The sequence below is a fragment of the Mycolicibacterium canariasense genome (assembly GCF_002101555.1).
In the GTDB taxonomy this organism is placed as follows: domain Bacteria; phylum Actinomycetota; class Actinomycetes; order Mycobacteriales; family Mycobacteriaceae; genus Mycobacterium; species Mycobacterium canariasense.
In genome coordinates, this window is the sequence record NZ_LQOL01000038.1 from 138,210 (window position 1) to 158,881 (window position 20,672).

20 protein-coding genes and 1 pseudogene are annotated in these 20,672 nt (G+C 69.3%); 14 read left to right on the forward strand and 7 right to left on the reverse strand.

Going from position 1 to position 20,672, the window contains the following annotated elements; all coding sequences use genetic code 11:
* The first annotated feature begins 70 nt into the window (after nt 1-70).
* Nucleotides 71-529, forward strand: coding sequence for a MarR family winged helix-turn-helix transcriptional regulator (locus tag AWB94_RS08125; RefSeq protein WP_062659789.1), 459 nt, complete (start codon nt 71-73; stop codon nt 527-529).
* Nucleotides 526-2,052, forward strand: coding sequence for a phospho-sugar mutase (locus AWB94_RS08130; protein ID WP_062659790.1), 1,527 nt, complete (start codon nt 526-528; stop codon nt 2,050-2,052). Before AWB94_RS08125 ends, AWB94_RS08130 begins: the two co-directional genes overlap by 4 nt.
* A gap of 4 nt (nt 2,053-2,056) precedes the next feature.
* Here the strand turns inward: AWB94_RS08130 and upp are convergent, their stop codons facing one another.
* A complete protein-coding gene (gene upp, locus AWB94_RS08135; protein WP_062659791.1) occupies nt 2,057-2,680 on the reverse strand; it encodes a uracil phosphoribosyltransferase in 624 nt (207 codons plus the stop codon).
* A gap of 109 nt (nt 2,681-2,789) precedes the next feature.
* Here upp and AWB94_RS08140 point away from each other — a divergent pair, with 109 nt between their 5' ends.
* The 5 genes from AWB94_RS08140 to AWB94_RS08160 are packed head-to-tail and all read left to right on the forward strand — an operon-like array spanning nt 2,790 to nt 7,261.
* Complete coding sequence (locus tag AWB94_RS08140; RefSeq protein WP_062659792.1) at nt 2,790-3,089, forward strand: hypothetical protein; 300 nt, start codon at nt 2,790-2,792, stop codon at nt 3,087-3,089.
* Between the two features lie 2 nt (nt 3,090-3,091).
* On the forward strand, nt 3,092-4,174 hold the full coding sequence (locus AWB94_RS08145) for a C40 family peptidase (protein WP_062659793.1): 1,083 nt from the start codon (nt 3,092-3,094) through the stop codon (nt 4,172-4,174).
* 51 nt (nt 4,175-4,225) lie between these two features.
* Nucleotides 4,226-5,500: a protein export chaperone SatS gene (gene satS, locus AWB94_RS08150; protein ID WP_062659794.1), complete on the forward strand. Its 1,275-nt coding sequence runs from the start codon at nt 4,226-4,228 to the stop codon at nt 5,498-5,500.
* Nucleotides 5,501-5,540: 40 nt separating this feature from the next.
* The gene (locus AWB94_RS08155) at nt 5,541-6,383 is read left to right on the forward strand and encodes an alpha/beta fold hydrolase (protein ID WP_062659795.1); all 843 of its coding nucleotides are present in this window, start codon (nt 5,541-5,543) and stop codon (nt 6,381-6,383) included.
* Entirely contained in the window at nt 6,380-7,261 is an 882-nt protein-coding gene (locus tag AWB94_RS08160) for an alpha/beta fold hydrolase (RefSeq protein ID WP_062659796.1), read from the forward strand. The genes AWB94_RS08155 and AWB94_RS08160 overlap by 4 nt, the downstream gene beginning before the upstream one ends.
* Here AWB94_RS08160 and AWB94_RS08165 read toward each other — a convergent pair.
* The 3 genes from AWB94_RS08165 to AWB94_RS08175 form a co-directional block, all read right to left on the reverse strand.
* Nucleotides 7,230-8,318 carry an adenosine deaminase gene (locus tag AWB94_RS08165; RefSeq protein ID WP_062659797.1) on the reverse strand — a complete coding sequence of 363 codons (1,089 nt, stop codon included), beginning with the start codon at nt 8,316-8,318 and terminating at the stop codon, nt 7,230-7,232. The genes AWB94_RS08160 and AWB94_RS08165 overlap by 32 nt on opposite strands.
* Nucleotides 8,319-8,385: 67 nt before the next feature.
* Complete coding sequence (locus AWB94_RS08170; protein WP_084395513.1) at nt 8,386-9,687, reverse strand: thymidine phosphorylase; 1,302 nt, start codon at nt 9,685-9,687, stop codon at nt 8,386-8,388.
* Complete coding sequence (locus AWB94_RS08175; protein WP_062659798.1) at nt 9,684-10,082, reverse strand: cytidine deaminase; 399 nt, start codon at nt 10,080-10,082, stop codon at nt 9,684-9,686. The genes AWB94_RS08170 and AWB94_RS08175 overlap by 4 nt, the downstream gene beginning before the upstream one ends.
* 218 nt (nt 10,083-10,300) lie before the next feature.
* On the opposite strand from AWB94_RS08175, the gene sdhC reads away from it, so the two are divergent.
* Genes sdhC through AWB94_RS08195 form a run of 4 tightly spaced genes read left to right on the forward strand, consistent with a single transcriptional unit; the run spans nt 10,301 to nt 13,790 of the window.
* On the forward strand, nt 10,301-10,729 hold the full coding sequence (gene sdhC / locus AWB94_RS08180) for a succinate dehydrogenase, cytochrome b556 subunit (RefSeq protein ID WP_082132523.1): 429 nt from the start codon (nt 10,301-10,303) through the stop codon (nt 10,727-10,729).
* Nucleotides 10,726-11,202, forward strand: coding sequence for a succinate dehydrogenase hydrophobic membrane anchor subunit (locus AWB94_RS08185; RefSeq protein WP_062659799.1), 477 nt, complete (start codon nt 10,726-10,728; stop codon nt 11,200-11,202). Before sdhC ends, AWB94_RS08185 begins: the two co-directional genes overlap by 4 nt.
* 16 nt (nt 11,203-11,218) lie before the next feature.
* On the forward strand, nt 11,219-12,973 hold the full coding sequence (sdhA, locus tag AWB94_RS08190) for a succinate dehydrogenase flavoprotein subunit (RefSeq protein ID WP_062659800.1): 1,755 nt from the start codon (nt 11,219-11,221) through the stop codon (nt 12,971-12,973).
* A 31-nt stretch (nt 12,974-13,004) separates the two neighbouring features.
* On the forward strand, nt 13,005-13,790 hold the full coding sequence (locus AWB94_RS08195) for a succinate dehydrogenase iron-sulfur subunit (protein WP_062659801.1): 786 nt from the start codon (nt 13,005-13,007) through the stop codon (nt 13,788-13,790).
* Between the two features lie 83 nt (nt 13,791-13,873).
* Here the strand turns inward: AWB94_RS08195 and AWB94_RS08200 are convergent, their stop codons facing one another.
* Both AWB94_RS08200 and AWB94_RS08205 read right to left on the reverse strand, forming a co-directional pair.
* Complete coding sequence (locus AWB94_RS08200) at nt 13,874-15,208, reverse strand: NAD-dependent succinate-semialdehyde dehydrogenase (RefSeq protein ID WP_062659802.1); 1,335 nt, start codon at nt 15,206-15,208, stop codon at nt 13,874-13,876.
* Between the two features lie 113 nt (nt 15,209-15,321).
* A complete protein-coding gene (locus AWB94_RS08205; RefSeq protein WP_109762627.1) occupies nt 15,322-16,470 on the reverse strand; it encodes a Zn-dependent alcohol dehydrogenase in 1,149 nt (382 codons plus the stop codon).
* 126 nt (nt 16,471-16,596) lie between these two features.
* On the opposite strand from AWB94_RS08205, the gene AWB94_RS08210 reads away from it, so the two are divergent.
* Both AWB94_RS08210 and AWB94_RS08215 read left to right on the forward strand, forming a co-directional pair.
* On the forward strand, nt 16,597-17,208 hold the full coding sequence (locus tag AWB94_RS08210; RefSeq protein WP_234811660.1) for a helix-turn-helix domain-containing protein: 612 nt from the start codon (nt 16,597-16,599) through the stop codon (nt 17,206-17,208).
* A gap of 24 nt (nt 17,209-17,232) precedes the next feature.
* Nucleotides 17,233-17,847 (forward strand): annotated as a pseudogene (locus AWB94_RS08215) (carboxymuconolactone decarboxylase family protein); the annotation flags it as partial.
* Here the strand turns inward: AWB94_RS08215 and sigJ are convergent.
* The gene (sigJ, locus tag AWB94_RS08220) at nt 17,813-18,757 is read right to left on the reverse strand and encodes an RNA polymerase sigma factor SigJ (protein WP_062659804.1); all 945 of its coding nucleotides are present in this window, start codon (nt 18,755-18,757) and stop codon (nt 17,813-17,815) included. The pseudogene AWB94_RS08215 and the gene sigJ sit on opposite strands and share 35 nt — an antisense overlap.
* A gap of 130 nt (nt 18,758-18,887) precedes the next feature.
* Here sigJ and AWB94_RS08225 point away from each other — a divergent pair, with 130 nt between their 5' ends.
* A complete protein-coding gene (locus AWB94_RS08225; protein ID WP_062659805.1) occupies nt 18,888-20,615 on the forward strand; it encodes an APC family permease in 1,728 nt (575 codons plus the stop codon).
* Nucleotides 20,616-20,672 lie beyond the last annotated feature (57 nt).

Sequence of the window (20,672 nt, forward strand, 5' to 3'; positions counted from 1 at the left end):
AGTATGAACTTGTCTTTATCGACATTCAACCTGAGTGACGGATCTCAAATACCAAGGTTATACTTGTTATATGGTTCACAATGACACCTCGGCCGCCACCGAGCTGCGGGAATCGATGATGGCGGTCACCCGCCAGATGCGCCGGCACCGCCCCGACAACGGGCTCACCCTGAGCCAGCTGGAACTGCTCGGCGAGGTGAGCCGCGCCGGCTCCACCACCCCGGCCGAGTTGGGCGCCCGGCTCCATGTGCGGGTGCAGTCGCTGACCGACGGCATCAACGACCTGGTCGGTCGCGGGCTCGCCGCACGCCGGCCCGATCAGCACGACCGCCGGCGCCAGCTGATCGAGCTCACCCCCGCCGGCCTGGCGCTGCTGGAGGCCGACCGCGCCGAGCGCGACGCCTGGCTGCACGCCACCATGCGCGACACCCTGACCGACCTGGAATTCGACCTGCTCATGCTGGTGGCCCCGGTGCTGCGCAAGCTGGCCGACGCGGACTCGGCGGGAGCGGGCACAATCAGCGCATGACTGGCGAGCGCCCAGCGGCACCGACCCTGACCTTCGGCACCGCCGGCCTGCGCGGCCCGATGCGCGACGGTGCCGATGCCATGAACGTCGGCACGGTGACCCGGGCAACCTGGGCGTTGGCCCAGGTCCTCACCGACCGTTGCCCGCGAGCGGGCAGTACCCCCAGCCTGGGCGGGTCGACGGTGGTGGTCGGCCGCGATGCCCGCCACCACTCCGACGAGTTCGCCATCGCGACCGCCGAAGTGCTTGCCGCCGAGGGCTTCCCCGTCGTCTTGCTGCCGCAGCCCGCGCCGACCCCGGTGCTGGCGTTCGCGGTACGTCAGCTGCGCGCGGCGGCGGGTGTGCAGATCACCGCATCGCACAACCCGCCGAACGACAACGGCTACAAGGTGTATCTCGACGGCGGGCTGCAGATCATCTCGCCGACCGACCGGGAGATCGAGGCCGCGATGGCCCGCGCCCCGCACGACATCGCCCGCCGATCGGTCCAGCCGCACGGCACCGATGTGTTCACCGCGTACCTGGAGCGGGTGGCCACGGTGCGGCGCGGCTCCGGCACGGCCCGGGTGGCACTGACCCCCATGCACGGTGTGGGCGGCGAATTCGCGCTGGACGCATTGGCGTTGGCCGGCTTCGACGATGTGCAGGTGGTCGAGGCACAGTTCGCCCCCGACCCGGACTTCCCCACCGTCGCGTTCCCCAATCCGGAAGAACCCGGTGCCGCGGACCTGCTACTGGCATTGGCCGCCGACATCGGTGCCGACGTCGCGATCGCGCTGGACCCCGACGCCGACAGGTGCGCCGTCGGCGTGCCGGGACCCGACGGCTGGCGCATGCTCACCGGCAACGAAACCGGTTGGCTGCTGGGTGAATATCTGTTGGCGGGAATCGCCGACCCGGCGAGCGCGCTGGTGGCCAGCACGGTGGTGTCCTCACGGATGCTGGCCTCGATCGCCGCCGGCCACGGCGCACGGCATGCCGAGACCCTGACCGGATTCAAGTGGCTGGCACGGGCCACCGCCCCGGGCGCCACGCTGGTCTACGCCTACGAGGAGGCGATCGGGCACTGCGTCGACCCGGAAGCGGTGCGCGACAAGGACGGCATCAGCGCCGCGGTACTGGTGTGCGATCTGGTGGCCACCTTGGGCATCCAGGGCCGCACCCTGCTCGACGCGCTCGACGACCTGGCGCGGCGCCACGGTGTGCACGAGACGGCCGCGGTGACCCGCCGCGTCGACGATGCGGCCGCCGCGATGGCCGCCTTACGGGCGAATCCCCCTGCCGCGCTTGCCGGTATCCCGGTCACCGTGGACGATCTCGGGCAGCGGCGCGGCCAGCAGCACACCGATGCGCTGGTGTTCACCGGCGCCGGGATCCGGGTGGTGATCCGCCCGTCGGGCACCGAACCGAAGTTGAAGTCCTATATCGAGGTGCGGCGACCACCCACCGACGATCTGACCGGGGCACGCGCCGCGGCCGTCGCGCTGTGCACCGAACTGGTGGACGCCGCGCAGGCCTGGTGAAACCTCAGCGCGGCCCGAACTGCCGGTCACCGGCGTCGCCGAGACCGGGCACGATATAGGCGATCTCGTTGAGCCCCTCGTCCACGGTGGCCGTCACCAGCCGGATACCGGGGGCGGCGCGCTCCAGTGCCGCAATCCCTTCCGGGGCACACACCACGCAGATGGCGGTGATGTCGGTGGCGCCGCGCTGCTGCAGCAGGGTCAGCGTGTGCGCCATCGAGCCGCCGGTGGCCAACATCGGGTCCAGCACGAACACCGCACGGGTGCTCAGGTCCTCGGGCAGCGACGCCAGATAGGGCGTCGGCTGATGCGTGCGCTCGTCGCGGGCGACGCCGACGAACCCGACCTGTGCCTCCGGGATCAGGGCGTGGGCCTGGTCCACCATGCCCAGGCCGGCCCGCAGCACGGGCACCAACAGCGGCGGGTTGGCCAACCGGGAACCGGCCGTCTCGGCCATCGGGGTGCGAACCCGCAGCTCTTCGGAAGGGGCGTCCCTGGTCGCCTCGTACACCAGCATCAGGGTGAGGTCGCGTAACGCCGACCGGAACCCCGCGTTGTCGGTGCGTTCGTCGCGCAGTGTGGTGAGCCGCGCAGCGGCCAGGGGGTGATCGACGACCTGGACATCCATGGGGCGAAAGACTAGCCGGACACCGATCGAGCGGCGCGGTAGGCGAGGCACTCGGCCACCCGCCGGATTCGGGTGGAACCGCCGCCGCCCCGCGTGCGTCATAACCCACATGCACGCCGACACCGCCGCCATCGAACGCACCGGCTTCGCCCTGGGCGGCATCGCCGCCGAACTCGGCGCGCTGGCCGCCGCACTGCCCGCCGTCACCGACTCGGCCCCCGTACTGTTCGGCCCGGTCGCCGACGCCCTGGTCGCGGCGCTGCGCGAAGCGGTGGCCGACACCACGCGGGCGGTCACCGAACTCGGTAGCCAACTGGGGCTCGCCGAACAGACCGCCGGACGCATCGCGGTGTCCTACCGGGACACCGAACATCATGTCGGGCAAGCGATCTCGGCCCTCGGCGGCTGACCATGCCCAGCGCGCTGGTCGCCACGCTGGCCGCACCCCTGCACCAGCTGGCCGCACAGGTCGGGCCGGGCTGGTCGGCGCAACATCCGTCTGCGCTGCTCGAGCACGCCAGGGACCGGCTCGACGAGCTGGCCGCCGGCACCTCCCGCGCCTGGCACGACGCCGAGTGGTCCGGGGACGCCGGCGCCGCGGCGGCGCGGTCCACCGACCAGGTCGCCGTGGCCGTGCACATGCTGGCCGAGCGGGTCGGGTCGCTCGCCGAGCGGGTCGGCGCGGCCGCGGACGCGATCGCGGCGGCCCGCGCCCGGCTACAGGACATCATCGCCGACTTCGAAGCCCACGCCGCCGAGTTGGAACCACTGCTGGACGACCCCGGCGTGGCCGAGGAGCTGGCCGCGCAGGCTCGGCATGCCCAGCGGCGCGCCACCGACGTGGTCGACGGTCTGCGCGCCGAGTTGGACGGCCACGCCGCCACCATCGAGGCCGCGCCCCGCGCGGCGGTCCCACCCGCACCGGCCGGCTTGTCCGGCGCGGCCCCGGCCGCCTTCCCGGGGCTGCCGACCGGAGCCGGGGCGCTCGGGGCCGGGCTGGCACCAGCGCTGGCCGGCGGGCTGGGCGGGGCGCTCGAACGGGCCACGCCCGCCGACCGGCGGCGCGGCGCCGTCGTCGGCGACCCGGCCGCCTTCGGTTCCGGGGTGGCCGTCCGGTTGCCCGACGGCAGCACCGCCACCGCACCGAACGCCGTCGCGGCCAGCGCCGTGCGGCACGCACTGACCCAGTTGGGGGTGCCGTACGACTGGGGTGGCACCACCCCCGGCGTCGGGCTGGACTGCAGCGGGCTGACGCAGTGGGCCTACCGCGAGGCGGGCTTGGACATCCCCCGGCTGGCCCAGGAGCAGGACATCGGTGCCGCCGTAGACGCCGGATCGCTGCGCCCCGGCGACCTGGCGGTGTGGGACGGCCACGTCGCCATGATCGTCGGCAACGGCACGATGATCGAGGCGGGCGATCCGGTGCAGCTCTCCCCCATCCGCACCACCAACGCCGGGCAGGACTTTCAGGGCTTCTGGCGCCCGACGGCGTGAACAACGGGTGTGGCACCCGGGCGCTGCGCCTGCATCGTTACGCTGTGCGCCATGGCGGCTGACATCGTGCCGGTCCGGCTCGGACTGACCAATGGCGACCTGTACACCCTCTGGGCACCTCGCTGGCGCGACGCCGGCGACGAATGGGAGGCCTTCCTCGGCAAGGACGAGGACCTGTTCGCCTTCGAATCGGTGGCGGACCTGACCGCATTCGTGCGGACCAACTCCGACAACGACCTCACCGACCACCCGGCCTGGGAGAAGCTCACCCAGGCCAACGCGCACCGGCTGGACCCCGACGACGCCCATCTGTACGACCTCGTGGAGGTGCCGGCCCTGGTGGCCGACAAACCCTCCGAAGAGTCCGTCGAGGCGGTGCGCCGGGCATTGGTGATCGTCTCGGCCATCGGATCGGTGTGCGACCTGCCCGTCATCACCAAGCTGTTCAACGGCAACCCGGTGCTGGGCACCATCGGCGGCGGACTGGACGCCTTCGCCGGCCGCGCCGGCCGTAAGCGCTGGGCCGAGATCGAGACCGTCATCGGACGCTCGTGGGACTCCGTCATCGACGTGATCGACGGACTCGTCAGCACGCCGGAGGTCGACGCCGCCGAATCCGCCAAGGCGCAGCAGGAACTCGACGAGCCGGCACCCGAGCCCGACGAGGACGACCTCGCGGTCGGTGCCGACGACGATGTCGTCATCGAGGGCGAGGTGGACACCGACGAGGAGAGCGACGCGCTGGAGGCCGAGGCGGCCCGCCAGGTGCTCGGCGGCGACGAGGACTTCTGGACGCAGGTCGGTATCGACCCGGTGCGCATCATGACCAGCGGCGGCACCCTGTACACGCTGCGCTGCTACGTCGGCGACGACCCGAAGTTCCTCGGCCGCAACGGACGCATCAGCGTGTTCAGCTCCGAACGGGCGCTGGCCCGCTACCTGGCCGACGAGCACGAGAGCGACCTGTCCGGCTACAGCGCCTACGAGATCATCCGGACCGCGGCCACCGACGGGTCGCTGCGGGTGGACGTCACCGATGACAACATCTACGTGCTGTCCGGGCTGGCCGACGACATCGCCGACGGCCCCGATGCCGTGGACCGCGACCAGCTGGAGCTGGCCGTCGAATTCCTCAGGGACGTCGGCGATTACGCCGAGGACACCATCGTCGCCAAGACGCTGGAGAGCACGCAGCCACTCGGCGCGCTGGTGTCCTACCTGATCGAGCCGGGCAGTGTCGCCAAACCGGCCGCACCGTATGCCAAGGCCGTGGAGCAGTGGGAAGAGCTGGAGAGCTTCGTCGAATCTCGGTTGCGCCACGAGTGATCACCGATGAGTTTCGCGGTGGCGCCCGGTCCATACCGGCATGACCATCACCGACGGACTCATCTGCCGCTCACTCGACGTCCCCGGCGCCCGCCTGCACTACGAGGTGCGCGGGTCCGGGCCGCTGCTGCTGGCGATCGGTTCGCCGATGACCGCCGCGGAGTTCCTGCCCCTGGCGCACGCCATGGCCGCCGACCACACCGTCGTCACCTATGACCCGCGGGGGCTGGGCCGCAGCTCCATCGACGACCCCGAGCAGGACGCGACACCGGAGCTACGCGCCGACGACGTGGCCGCCATCCTGGACGCGCTGGACGCCGGATCCGCGGACGTGTTCGGGTCCAGTGGCGGTGCGGTGACGGGGCTGGCCCTGGCGGCCCGGCACCCCGGCCGGGTGCGGACCCTGGTGGCCCACGAGCCACCGTTGTTGGAGCTGCTGCCCGATGCCGACCGGCAGCGCGCGGCGACCGAGGAGATCATCGCGACGTTCCACCGGGACGGGGTCGAGGCGGCGTGGCTGGCGTTCATGGCCAACGCCGGCTTCGACCTCGAAGCCCCAGACGCGGGCCCGCCGCCGGGCCCGGAGCCGACGCCCGAGCAGCGGGCCCAGCAGCTCGCCGATTCGGCCCGGTTCTTCGATCGCGAGCTGCGTGACACCACCCGGTACGTGCCCGATATCGCGGCGCTGACCGCGGGGCCCGCGCGGATCGTCGTCGGGCTCGGCGCGCAGTCCGGCCACCTGCTCACCGACACCACCACCCGGGCGCTGGCCGCGCTGCTGCACCGGGAGCCGGTGATCTTCCCCGGCGATCACGGCGGATTCATCGGTGCTCCAGGTGAATTCGCGGACACCTTACGTGCCGTGCTGAGCGGTCCGGCGTGACCGGTCGGCTGTCCCACGGCGAGCGGCTGGTCCCGATCGGCGACGCCGAACTGTGTATCGAGACCTTCGGGGACCCCGCGCATCCGGCGGTCCTGCTCATCGACGGCGCGAGCGCCTCGATGCTGTGGTGGGACGCGCGGTTGTGCGAACGGCTGGCCCACGGCCACCGGTTCGTGATCCGGTACGACAACCGGGACACCGGGCGGTCCACCAGTTACCCGCCGGGTCGGCCGGGTTACGCGTACACCGACCTGGCCGACGACGCGGTCGGCATCCTGGATGCCCTGGGCATCCGGCGCGCGCACGTGGTCTGCCGGTCGATGTCCGGCGGGATCGGGCTCATCCTCGGCGTGGACCACCCCGACCGGGTCGCATCGTTGACCTTCGTCTCCACCTCCACCGGAGCGGACGGGCTGCCCCCGTCGTCGGCGCAGTTCCCGGCCGACCCGGACCCCACCGACCTCGCCGCGGTGGTGGACCACATCGTCGCGTCGGCGAAGGCGTGCGCGGGCGGGTCGCCGTTCTTCGACGAGCCCGCCACGCGCACCCTGGTCGAGCGTGACGTCGCGCGCACCCGCGACAACGCGGCCGCCCTCGGCAATCACTACGCGATGAGCTTCGACGGGGCGTCGCGGGACTTCGCCCGGATCACCGCACCCACACTGGTGGTGCACGGCGACCGCGACCCGCTGTGCCCGCTGCCCCACGGGCTGGCACTGCGCGACGCCATTCCCGGTGCGGCGCTGCTGGTTCTGGAAGGCGCCGGGCACGACCTGCCCGAGCCACTCTGGGACGTCTTCGTTCCGGCGCTGCTGCACCACACGGCGGCCGCCGACCAGCCTCCGATCAGCCGATCAGGACCGCGTACCGCGGTTTGATCACGCCGTCGATGAGGGCCAGCCGCTCGTCGAACGGCAGGAACGAGGACTTCATCGCGTTGATGGTGAAGCGTTCCAGGTCGCTCCAGCCGTAGCCGAAGGCCTCGACCAGCCGCAGCATCTCCTGGCTCATGGTGGTGTCGCTCATCAGCCGGTTGTCGGTGTTGACGGTGACCCGGAACCGGGTGCGGGCCAGCAGGTCGAACGGATGCTCGGCGATGCTGGCCACCGCTCCGGTCTGCACGTTGGAGCTCGGGCACAGTTCCAGCGGAATGCGCTTGTCCCGCAGGATCGCCGCCAGCCGGCCCAGCCGCACCGCTCCGTCGGGGCCGACCGTGATGTCGTCGACGATGCGCACCCCGTGGCCGAGCCGGTCGGCACCGCAGAACGCGATGGCCTCGTGGATGGACGGCAGGCCGAAGGCCTCACCGGCGTGAATGGTGAAGCGCGCGTTGTTGCTTCGCATGTACTCGAACGCGTCCAGGTGCCGGCTGGGCGGGTAGCCGGCCTCGGCGCCGGCGATGTCGAAGCCGACGACGCCCTGATCGCGGAACCGGATGGCCAGCTCGGCGATCTCCCGAGACCGTGCGGCATGGCGCATGGCGGTGACCAGGCAGCGCACCACGATGGTGCGGCCGGCCGCGGCGGCGGCCTTCTCGCCGTCGGCGAATCCGCCGAGCACCGCGTCGACGACGGCATCCAGCGACAGACCGCGGTCGATGTGCAGTTCGGGGGCGAACCGGACCTCGGCGTACACGACGTTGTCCTCGGCGAGGTCCTCGACGGCCTCGTAGGCCACCCGGTGCAGGGCCTCCGGGGTCTGCATCACGCCGACGGTGTGCGCGAACGGTTCGAGGTAGCGCACCAGCGACCCGCTGTGCGCGGCGGTGCGGAAGAACGTCGCGAGCTCGTCGACCTCGGTGGCCGGCAGCTCGTCGTACCCGAATTGATCCGCCAGCTCGAGCACCGTGGCCGGGCGTAGCCCGCCGTCCAGGTGGTCGTGCAGCAGCGCTTTGGGGGCTTGTTCGATCAGGTCGAGGGTCAGCGGCGTACTCATCCGTCCATCTTGCTCGCCCGTGGCGGCGCAGGCGCGCAGATCGCCCGCGCCGACATCAGGTGTTCGCCTACCCGATGCGGTCGATCACCAAGGGGCCGAGCTCCGGCACGCTGTCACCGACGCTCCACCCGCCGTCGAGTTCGGCCAGCGCCGCGGGCAGCCGCTCGGGTGTTTCGGTGTAGAGGGTGAACACCGTCTCGCCCGCGGCGACGGGTTCACCGGGCCGGCGATGGATGCGCACCCCGGCACCGAGCTGGACCGGCTGCCCGGGTGCGGCGCGCCCCGCCCCGAGCCGCCACGCGGCCATCGCCACCGCCATGGCATCGATATCGCCCATCACCCCGCCGCCGGACGCGGTGACGGTTTCGGTGTGCGCACCGAGGGGCAGCGGCTGGCTCAGGTCCCCGCCCTGGGCGGCGACGAGCCGGCGGAACCGGTCCATCGCCGTCCCGTCGCGCAGGGTCTGGGCGGGGTCCACGCCGTCGACCCCGGCGGCGTCGAGCATGTCGGTCGCGAGTGCCAGGGTCAGCTCGACCACGTCGGGCGGGCCGCCGCCGGCCAGGACCTCCAGCGACTCGGCGACCTCCAACGAGTTGCCGACGGTGCGGCCCAGTGGGCGGTTCATGTCGGTGAGCAGCGCCCGGGTCGGGACGCCGTAGGAGTTGCCCAGCGCCACCATGGTGGCCGCCAGCTCGCGGGACTCGGCTTCGGTCTTGAGGAAGGCGCCGCGGCCGGCCTTGACATCCAGTACCAGAGATTGCGCTCCCTCGGCCAGCTTCTTGCTCATCACCGAACTGGCGATCAGCGGCAGCGATTCGGTGGTGGCGGTGACGTCACGCAGCGCGTAGATCAAGCGGTCGGCCGGGGCGAGATCGCCCGCGGCGAAGATGGCCGCCCCGACGTCGCAAAGCTGTTGCCTGATCTGCTCTTTGGACAGCTCCGGGGTGAAGCCGGCGATGGCCTCGAGTTTGTCGAGGGTGCCGCCGGTGTGCCCGAGGCCGCGGCCCGCGGCTTGCGGAACCGCTGCGCCACAAGCCAGTACCACCGGTACCAGTGGGATGGTGATCTTGTCGCCCACCCCGCCGGTGGAGTGTTTGTCCACCAGCGGCAGGCCCAGATCGGTGAAGTCGAACCGGTCACCGGAGGCCACCATGGCGGCGGTCCAGCGGGTGATCTCGCCGGGTGTCATGCCGCGCAGGAAGATCGCCATGAGAAGCGCCGACATCTGTTCGTCGGCGACGCGACCGTGGGTGTAGCCGTCGATCACCCAGTCGATGGCGTCGTCGGACAGGACGCCGCCGTCGCGCTTGACCCGGATGACCGACGGAGCATCGAGATGCGACCCGTGATGAGGAGCATCGAGATTCATGCGCGCTCCAGATCGGCCGGCCCGAAGGCGTCGGGCAGCAGGTCGGCGAGCCGGCGCGGACCGTCGGGGTGGTCGATCAGCAGATCGGGTCCGCCGTGCTCGAAGAGCACCTGACGGCATCGTCCACAGGGCATCAACGGGGCGCCGTCGGCGGCCACGCAACTGAGCGCGACCAGCCGTCCGCCGCCGCCGGAAAACAGGACGCAGACCACAGCGCACTCAGCACAGAGACCTAGGCCATATGAGACATTCTCCACATTGCATCCGCGGATGATTCTGTCGTCGTCGACCAACGCGGCAGCTCCGACCGGAAATCCGGAATACGGCGCATATGCACCCCGTGATGCTTCGATTGCGTTGTCTCGCAACAATTTCCAGTCGATATCGACACTCATGACACACTCCGCGCACGCTGATCTGAATGCATTCCGAAGGCCGGGCATCCGACGGCGACAACCAATGTAGGTAACCCTAACTTTGTGGTAGAACGGCCTCTTTGGGCTCCACGCTAGTTCTAAGTCGGTTCGATTTGGGTTTAGAGTCGCCCCGAGGTTTGGGGACGAATTACAGCCTTGTCCCCGGACGTCCACCGATGGCGTTGGAGGACACCCTTATGAGCACAGCGACGGCTGCGGATTCCGATACACCGGCACCGCGATCAAAACCGGGACGTCGCCGCACCCTGTACCGCGGCGACCCAGGCATGTGGTCCTGGGTATTGCACCGCATCACGGGTGCCACCATTTTCTTCTTCCTGTTCGTCCACGTGCTCGACACCGCGCTGGTGCGCGTGAGCCCGCAGGCCTACAACGAAGTCATCGAGACGTACAAGACGCCGATCGTCGGCCTCATGGAGGTCGGTCTGGTCGCGGCGGTGCTGTACCACGCACTCAACGGCATCCGGGTGATCCTCATCGACTTCTGGCAGCACGGCCCGCGCTACCAGCGGCTGATGCTGTGGGTAATTGCCGGAATCTGGTTGGCCGTGATGATCCCCTCCCTGGGTGTCCTCGGCATGCACATGGCGGAGCGTTTCCTATGAGTGGCGAAAATCCCTACGACCACCTGAGCGAGCGTGGCGGGCCGGCACCGGTCATGCAGCGCAGCTACGACCGGCCCGCCGGTCTGGACAATCCGCGCGCCCCGCGCCGACCCGGCGGCATGCCCAACTTCGAGAAGTACGCCTGGCTGTTCATGCGCTTCTCGGGCATCGTCCTGGTGTTCCTGGCGCTGGGCCACCTGTTCATCATGCTGATGTGGCAGAACGGCGTGTACCGGATCGATTTCAACTACGTCGCGCAGCGCTGGGCCTCACCGTTCTGGCAGACCTGGGATCTGCTGCTGCTGTGGCTGGCCCAACTGCACGGCGGCAACGGCATGCGCACCATCATCGCCGACTACGCCCGCAAGGATTCGACCAAGTTCTGGCTGAACACCCTGCTGGCCCTGTCGATGCTGTTCACCCTGGTGCTGGGCACCTACGTGCTGCTGACGTTCGACGCGAACATCTCTTGAGCTGGAGTTGTAGGAAATGATTGTTGAACACCGCTACGACGTCGTGATCGTCGGCGCCGGCGGCGCCGGAATGCGCGCCGCGGTGGAAGCCGGCCCCCGTGCCCGCACCGCCGTACTGACCAAGCTGTACCCGACCCGCAGCCACACCGGCGCCGCCCAGGGCGGCATGTGCGCCGCGCTGGCCAACGTCGAAGAGGACAACTGGGAGTGGCACACCTTCGACACCGTCAAGGGCGGCGACTACCTCGCCGACCAGGACGCCGTCGAGATCATGTGCAAAGAGGCCATCGACGCCGTCTATGACCTCGAGAAGATGGGGATGCCGTTCAACCGGACCCCCGAAGGCCGCATCGACCAGCGCCGGTTCGGCGGGCACACCCGAGACCATGGCAAGGCACCAGTACGCCGCGCCTGCTACGCCGCCGACCGCACCGGGCACATGATCCTGCAGACGCTGTACCAAAACTGCGTCAAGCACGATGTCGAATTCTTCAACGAGTTCTACGCACTGGACATCTCGCTCACCGAGACCCCCGGCGGCCCGGTCGCCACCGGAGTCATCGCCTACGAACTGGCCACCGGCGACATCCACGTCTTCCATGCCAAGGCGATCGTCTTCGCCACCGGCGGTTCGGGCCGGATGTACAAGACCACCTCCAACGCGCACACACTGACCGGCGACGGCCTGGGCATCATCTTCCGCAAGGGACTTCCCTTGGAGGACATGGAGTTCCACCAGTTCCACCCGACGGGTCTGGCCGGCCTGGGCATCCTGATCTCCGAGGCCGTCCGCGGCGAGGGCGGGCGACTGCTCAACGGTGAGGGCGAACGCTTCATGGAGCGCTACGCACCGACCATCGTCGACCTCGCCCCGCGCGATATCGTCGCCCGCTCGATGGTGCTCGAGGTGCTCGAAGGCCGCGGCGCCGGACCGAACAAGGACTACGTCTACATCGACGTGCGCCACCTCGGCGAGGACGTGCTGGAGGCCAAGCTCCCCGACATCACCGAATTCGCCCGCACCTACCTCGGCGTGGACCCGGTGACCGAACTGGTACCGGTGTACCCGACCTGCCACTACGTCATGGGCGGTATCCCGACCAACGTGCACGGCCAGGTGCTGCGCGACAACAACACGATCGTGCCGGGTCTGTACGCCGCCGGTGAGTGTGCGTGCGTGTCGGTGCACGGCTCCAACCGGCTGGGCACCAACTCGCTGCTGGACATCAACGTGTTCGGCCGCCGCGCCGGTATCGCCGCCGCGGAATACGCCAACAACCACAACCACGTCGACCTGCCGGAGAATCCGGCCGACATGGTGGTCGGCTGGGTCGGCGACATCCTCTCCGAGCACGGCAACGAGCGCGTCGCCGACATCCGTACCGCGCTACAGCAGTCGATGGACAACAACGCCGCGGTGTTCCGCACCGAGGAGACGCTGAAGCAGGCGCTCACCGACATCCACGCCCTCAAGGAGCGCTACGCGCGAATCACGGTGCAGGACAAGGGCAAGCGCTACAACAGCGATCTGCTGGAAGCCATCGAGCTGGGCTTCCTGCTGGAGCTGGCCGAGGTCACCGTGGTCGGCGCGCTCAACCGCAAGGAGTCCCGCGGCGGCCACGCGCGCGAGGACTACCCCAACCGCGACGACACCAACTACATGCGGCACACCATGGCCTACAAAGAGGGCACCGAGCTGCTGTCCGACATCCGGCTGGACTACAAGCCCGTGGTCCAGACCCGGTACGAGCCGATGGAGCGGAAGTACTGATGAGCCGCTTGCGCGAAGAGGAGACAGACCAGTGAGCGCACCCACACTCGACAAGCCCGAAACCGGCGGCCCCGACCTGCCTCCCGTGCCCGAGGGCGCGGTGATGGTGACCCTGAAGATCGCCCGGTTCAACCCGGAGAACCCGGACGCCGCCGGCTTCCAGAGCTTCCGCGTGCCCTGCCTGCCGTCGGACCGGCTGCTCAACCTGCTGCACTACGTCAAGTGGTACCTGGACGGGACGCTGACCTTCCGGCGCTCCTGCGCACACGGGGTGTGCGGTTCGGACGCCATGCGGATCAACGGCGTGAACCGGCTGGCGTGCAAGGTGCTGATGCGTGATCTGCTGCCAAAGAAGCCGGGCAAGCAGCTCACCATCACCATCGAGCCGATCCGCGGCCTGCCGGTGGAGAAGGATCTCGTCGTCGACATGGAGCCGTTCTTCGACGCGTTCCGGGCCGTCAAACCGTTCCTGATCACCAGCGGCAACCCGCCCACCAGGGAACGGATCCAGAGCCAGACCGACCGCGCCCGCTACGACGACACCACCAAGTGCATCCTGTGCGCGTGCTGCACCACCAGTTGCCCGGTGTTCTGGAACGAGGGCTCGTACTTCGGCCCGGCCGCGATCGTCAACGCGCACCGGTTCATCTTCGACAGCCGTGACGAGGGCGCCGCCGAGCGCCTGGACATCCTCAACGACGTCGACGGGGTGTGGCGCTGCCGGACCACCTTCAACTGCACCGACGCCTGCCCGCGTGGCATCCAGGTGACCCAGGCGATCCAAGAGGTCAAGCGCGCCTTGATGTTCGCTCGCTAGTTTCGTCTCTCTGCAGCCCAATGTGAGCTTGGGTGCGAGATCCGAACCGGATCTCGCACCCAAGCTCACGTTCGTCTCGGGGACTACCCCTTGCGGATCAGCTTCTTGTTGACGAATTCGTCGATGCCGTAGCGGCCGAGTTCGCGCCCGAAACCGGATCGTTTGACCCCACCGAAGGGCAGCTCGACACCGTCGGCGCCGACGACGTTGACGAACACCATGCCGGCGTCGATCTTGTCGGCGACCCTGGCCGCCTGCTCGTCGTCGGTGGTGAACACGTACGAGCCCAGCCCGAACGGGGTGTCGTTGGCCAGCTCGACGGCCTCGTCCTCGGATGCCGCTTTGTAGACGATGGCCACCGGCCCGAACAGCTCCTCACGGAAATCCGTTGGCACACCGGTCAACACGCCGGGCGGGAAGTGCGCACCCCGGCGTTCACCCTCGGTGGTCAGCGTCGCCCCGCCGGCCACCGCACGCTCGACCTGCTCGGCGAGCCGCTGCGCGGCGGCCTCCGACGACAACGGGGCCAGCCCGTCGCGCTGCTCGAGCACCTTGGCGGTGAACTTGTCCAGGAACTCGTCGTACACCTGCTCGGCGACGATGAACCGCTTGGCCGCGTTACAGGCCTGCCCGGTGTTCTCGAACCGGCCCGCCACGGCCGCCTCGACGGTGGCGTCCATATCGTCGGAGGACAGCACGATGAACGGATCGGACCCGCCGAGCTCGAGCACCACCTTCTTCAGGTTGCGGCCGGCGATCTCGGCGACCGCCGCCCCCGCCCGCTCCGAACCGGTGAGCGAAACCCCTTGTACGCGTGGGTCGGCGATGATTCCGGCGACCTGCTCGTTGGTCGCATAGATGTTGACGTAGGCACCTTCGGGGTAGCCGGCGTCGTCGAAGATCTGCTGGATGGCCGCCGCCGACTCCGGGCACTGCGGCGCGTGCTTGAGCACGATGGTGTTGCCGAGTGTCAGGTTGGGGCCGGCGAACCGCGCCACCTGGTAGTACGGGTAGTTCCACGGCATGATGCCCAGCAGCACACCCACCGGGCCGCGCCGGATCAGCGCGGACCCCTCGCCGTCGAGCAGCTCGATGGGTTCGTCGGCGAGGAACGTGGCGGCGTTGTCGGCGTAGAACTCGTAGATGGCGGCACTGAATTCGACCTCGCCGGTGGCCTGGTCCAGGGGCTTGCCCATCTCGCGCACGATGATGGCGGCGAGTTCGTCGCGGCGCTCGTTGTGCAGCGCGGCCACCTTGCGGATCAGTGCGACGCGGTCTTCCAGCGTCGAGTTCTTGGACCAGTCCCGGTAGGCGCCGGCCGCCGCGGACAGCGCCTGCTCGATCTGAGCGTCGGTCGCCGTGGGGTACTCGCGGAGCACCTCACCGGATGCGGGATCGACCACTGCGTACTGCGCCATGAAAAATCACTCCTGGTTGTGTTCGTCGGATGAGCTGTCTTCTGCATACGTGCCCGCGCGCCCCGCCGCCACCGGATCGCGGAATTTCAGCGGCGCGGTGGACAGCGGTTCGGTCATTGCGGGGCCGCCAGCGAGGGCACCAGCAGGGTGCGCAGCGCGCCGCCGGCGGCCAGATCGTCCAGCGCGTCCTGCGCCGCCTCCAGGGGGCGACGGCCGGAGACCAACGAATCCAGGTCGAGCTCACCGTCCATGTACAGGTCGACCAGGGCCGGGATATCGCGCTGCGGGTCGACCGAGCCGTAGTTGGACCCGAGGATGCGCTGGTTGGCTTCGGCGAGCACGAGCGGGTCGAACCGTGCCGTGGACCCGGTCGGCGGCAGGCCGACGATGACGGCGGCCCCGCCGAGTCCGAGCGCGGCGATGGCCTGTTCGGTGGTGACGATCTTGCCGATGGCATCGAAGATGTAGTCGAGACCCTCCGGCACAAGGGCTTTCAGCGCTTGGACGGCGTCGGTGGCCGAGGAGTCCACGGTGTCGGTGGCACCGAGCCGGCGGGCGTGCTCCAGCTTGGCCGCGTCGATGTCGACGGCGACGATGCGGCCGGCCTTGGCCAGCCGCGCGCCCTGGATACAGGACAGCCCGACGCCGCCGCAGCCGATGACGGCCACCGTGGCACCTTCCTCGACGCCGGCGGTGTTGCGCACCGCGCCGACGCCGGTGGCCACCGCGCAGCCGACCAGGGCGACCACGTCCAGCGGCGCATCCCGACGGATCCGTACCGCCCCGGAGGCCGGCACCACCACCCGCTCGGCGAACGACGACACGCCGAGGTAGTGGTGCAGCGGTGCGCCGTCGCGGCTCCATCGGCTGGTGCCGTCGAACAACACGCCGCCGGCGGCGACGACGTTCGCGGCCACCTCGCACTGCCACGGCCGGCCGAGTTCGCACTGCCGGCAGCCGCCGCAACCCGGCACCCAGGACAGCACGACATGATCGCCGATCTCCAGCCCCGTCACGCCCGCGCCGAGCGCGGTCACCACCCCGGATCCCTCGTGGCCCAACACAACCGGGGCGGGCACGTCCCACTCCCCCTTGACGACGTGCAGGTCGGAATGGCACACGCCGGCACCGGCGATGGCGACCTCCACCTCGCCGGGTCCGGGCGGGGCCAGCTGCACGTCGACGATGGCCACCGGTGTGCCCGGTTCGGTGAACACCGATGCGCGCACGGTGCGCCCGTCCCGGTGGCCGGTCTGACTCATGGGCCGTCCTCACCTGTTTAATGACACAAAACTTTGGTCGAAGTTATATCCCGCTAAACTGCGCGCTGCAAGGCTTGTCACACCACCACCGCGCCTGAGACGGCCGGCGGCCGCCGGGAGGGGCCCATGCCACGAAGCCAGACCGCCGGCGCGGCGCGGACTTCCGACGTCGACTCGAAGATGACCCGGCTGGGTCCGAAGTTGCGCGCGATACGGCAGGAGCGCGGCCTGACCCTGGATGCGGTCGCCTCCGCAGCCGAACTGACCAAGGGCTTCCTCAGCCTGGTCGAACGCGGTCAGACGGCGGTGTCCGTGCCGAACCTACTGCGCGTATGCGACATCCTCGGGGTCTCGGTGGGCGCGCTGTTCGACTTCCCCGATTCGGCGATGGTGCGCAGCGGTCACGGCGCACCGCTGGAGATGGGTGGCAGTGGCATCCGCGAGTACCTGCTGACCCCGGCCACCGAGCGGCACGTGCAGGTGATGCGCACCGTGCTGCAACCGGGCGGCGGATCCGGTGGCGCGTACACCCTGGATTCCAAGACCATCGTCGCCGTCGTGGTCCGCGGCCGGCTGCGGCTGGCGGTCGACGGCCAGGACATGGTGCTCGGCGCCGGCGACTGCTATACCTTCTCGGCCCGGTCGCCGCACGCCTGGGAGAACGCCGATCCCGGCGAGAGCGAGGTGATCTGGTCGATCGCGCCGCCGATACCGACCGGATCGCCCGGGCGCGGCTAGGGACTGTCACATGTGGCCGGGCTACGTCGTCTGACAGATATGACGACGAGAATTGCTCCACTACCCCCGAAGAAGACCGGCCCGCTGACCCGGATCATGTACCGCTACGCCAAGCGGCGGTTCGGCGAGGTGCCCGAACCGTTCACCGTTGCCGCCCACCACCCGCGCCTGCTGGTCGCCAACGCCGTGCACGAAACGTTGTTACAGCGCGGGTCCACGACGCTGCCGGCCAGTGTTCGCGAACTCGCGGTGTTCTGGACCGCGCGGACCGTCGGCTGCTCGTGGTGTGTGGATTTCGGCTCCATGTTGATGCGGCTGGAGAACCTCGACGTGGACCGGCTCACGGCCATCGACGACTACGCCACGTCGCCGGCGTTCGACGACGACGAACGAGCGGCCATCGCCTACGCGGACGCCATGACCACCGACCCGCATCGTGTCACCGATGAGCAGGTGGCCGATCTGCGGGCACGCTTCGGTGATGCCGGCGTGATCGAGTTGACCTACCAGATTGGGGTGGAGAACATGCGGGCACGGATGTACTCGGCCCTCGGCATCACCGAGCAGGGCTTCGGCTCCGGCGACGCGTGCCGGGTGCCGTGGCTCAACCCCGAGACGCCGTCCGAGGCCCCGCAGTGACCCGTGGTCGCAACGGCGATGCGGTGAACTTGTCGGGATTGGCGATATCCCATACCGCACAGACCAGTCCGTCGCGCACGGTCATCACCGTGACCCGCGGCGCCAGCTCGGGGTACCCGTCGGCCGCCGGCAGGCCGGGCGTGTAGCTGCCCAGGTCACCGTTGACCAGTGCCAGCTGATTAGCCGAAAGCCAGTTCGGCCCATAGCGTTTGGCCAGCCCGAAGAGAAAGCGTGCCACCTTGTCGGAGCCGGCGATGACCCGCGCGGCGGTGGGGGCACGCCGGTTGGCGTCGCCGGTGAAGGTGACCTCGGGATGTAGCAGCGCGACGACGGCGGCCATGTCACCGTCGGCCATGGCCGCCATGAGCCTGCCGACGATCTCGGGGTGCGCCGGGTCCGGCGGCGGTGCCGATGCGGCGGCGCGCCGCGCCCGGGACGCCAGCTGCCTGGCGCCGGCGGCGCTGACGCCGAGGATGTCGGCGATCTCGTCGAACGGCACCGCGAATCCGTCGTGCAGCACGAACGCCACCCGCTGATCGGGGGTCAACCGCTCCAACACCACCATCGCCGCGAACCGCGCGTCGTCGGCCGCCACCACGGCGGCCAGCGGGTCGACGGGATCGGCCGAACCCGTCTGAAAACCGGTCACCACCGGTTCGGGCAACCACTCACCGACGTAGGCCTCCCGCCGGTGCGCGGCCGAGCGCAACCGGTCCAGCGCGAGCCGGCTCACCACCGTGGTCAGCCACGCCCGCAGATCGGCGATGTGGGTGTCGGTCCGGTGCCAGCGCAGCCAGGAATCCTGGACGATGTCCTCGGCGTCCGCATAGGTCCCGGTGAGCCGGTAGGCGACGGCCAGCAGGTGCGGACGCAGCGCCTCGAATTCGTCGGCGCGCGCCGCGGTGGTCACGGGACAACACTAGTCCGCAGCCGGCCACCGTCGGACACCCGCGAAAACTAATTTCGTTGTTGACATGCATCCAAACGACTGAAACCGTATTCTTCGTTTGAATTTTGTAGGCAATCAGCAGGGAGAAGCGATGAGCAAGGGCGAACTCACCCTGGAACCGGGCGGCGCCGCCGTCGAGAGCAAGGGCCTCAAGGGCGGTGCGCTTGGCCTGTTGTCCAGCATCGTCGTCGGGATGGCCTCGACCGCCCCGGCCTACAGCCTGGCGGCCACCCTCGGTCTCATCATCGCCAGCGGCGGCGCATTGCTGTCCGGCGTGAAAGCCCCCGCCATCGTGTTGATCTCGTTCATCCCGATGTACCTCATCGCGGTGGCCTACCAGGAGCTGAACAAGGCCGAGCCGGATTGTGGCACCACCTTCACCTGGGCCTCGCGGGCATTCGGGCCGGTGGTGGGCTGGCTGGGCGGCTGGGGCATCATCGCCGCCGACGTCATCGTGATGGCAAACCTGGCCCAGATCGCCGGCTCGTACTCGTTCACCTTCGCCGGTGATCTCGGCTGGCAGTCGGCCGCCACGCTGGCCGGCAGCACGTTGTGGTCGACGGTCGCGGGCGTCATCTGGATCGCGGTGATGACCTACATCTGCTACCGCGGCATCGAGGTGTCGGCCCGGCTGCAGTACGCCCTGCTGGGCATCGAGGTGGTGGTGCTGATCGCGCTCTCGGTGGTGGCCCTGATCAAGGTGTACACCCACAACGCCGAGGACTACTCGCTGCTGCCGTCGCTGTCCTGGTTCTGGCCCGGCGGGCTGGATTTCGGCACCGTCATCGCCCCCGCGGTGCTGACCACCATCTTCATCTACTGGGGCTGGGACACCGCGGTGGCGTGCAACGAGGAATCCGACGACCCCGGACGCACGCCGGGCCGGGCCGCCGTCATCTCCACCTTCCTGCTGCTGGCCACCTACGCCCTGGTGAGCGTCGCGGCCGTGGCCTTCGCCGGCGTCGGCACAGACGGTATCGGCCTGGGCAACCCGGAGAACTCCGCCGACGTGTTCGCCGCGATCGGCCCGGATCTGTTCGGGGACAGCGTTCTCGGCCATGTCGGCATGCTGCTGCTCTCGGCGTCGATCCTGACCTCGGCGTCGGCGTCCACCCAGACCACCATCCTGCCCACCGCGCGCACCACGCTGTCGATGGGCGTGTACAAGGCGCTGCCGGGTTCGTTCGCGAAGATCCACCGCACCTATCTGACCCCCACCACCTCGACGATCGCGATGGGCATCGTCAGCGCCGTGTTCTACGTGCTGTTCACGGTGATCAGCACCAACCTGCTGACGGCACTCATCGGTTCGGTGGGCCTGATGATCGCGTTCTACTACGGCCTGACCGGCTTCGCCTGTGTGTGGTTCTACCGAAAGACGTTGACCCGCAACGTTCGTGACCTGATGATGCGCGGTGTCGTCCCGCTGCTCGGCGGCACCATCCTGCTGGTGGTGTTCGTCTACGGCCTGATCCAGTACGCCAAGCCGGACTGGCTGACCGACGACGACGGCAACAACGTCACCATCTTCGGGTTCGGTGCCGTGGCTGTGGTCGGCATCGGCGCGCTGGTGCTGGGACTGATCCTGATGCTGGTCTGGCGGGTCATGGCACCCGGCTTCTTCAAGGGCATCACGCTGCCGCGCCGCAGCCACGACCTGGTGCTGGAGACCGTCGGTGACCAGGCCGCGGTCGAACCGCGATTCGGCCTGCCGGATTCCGGCGACATGCCCACCGTCATCGCCCCGGATCTGTCCAATCTGCCGCGCGGCGAGCGGGCCATCAACCCGGAGACGGGCGAAGAGTTCAGCAAATCCTGACCGATTCCGTCTACACGCCGCGTCACACCATTGACGGACAGACAGCACCCGAAATTT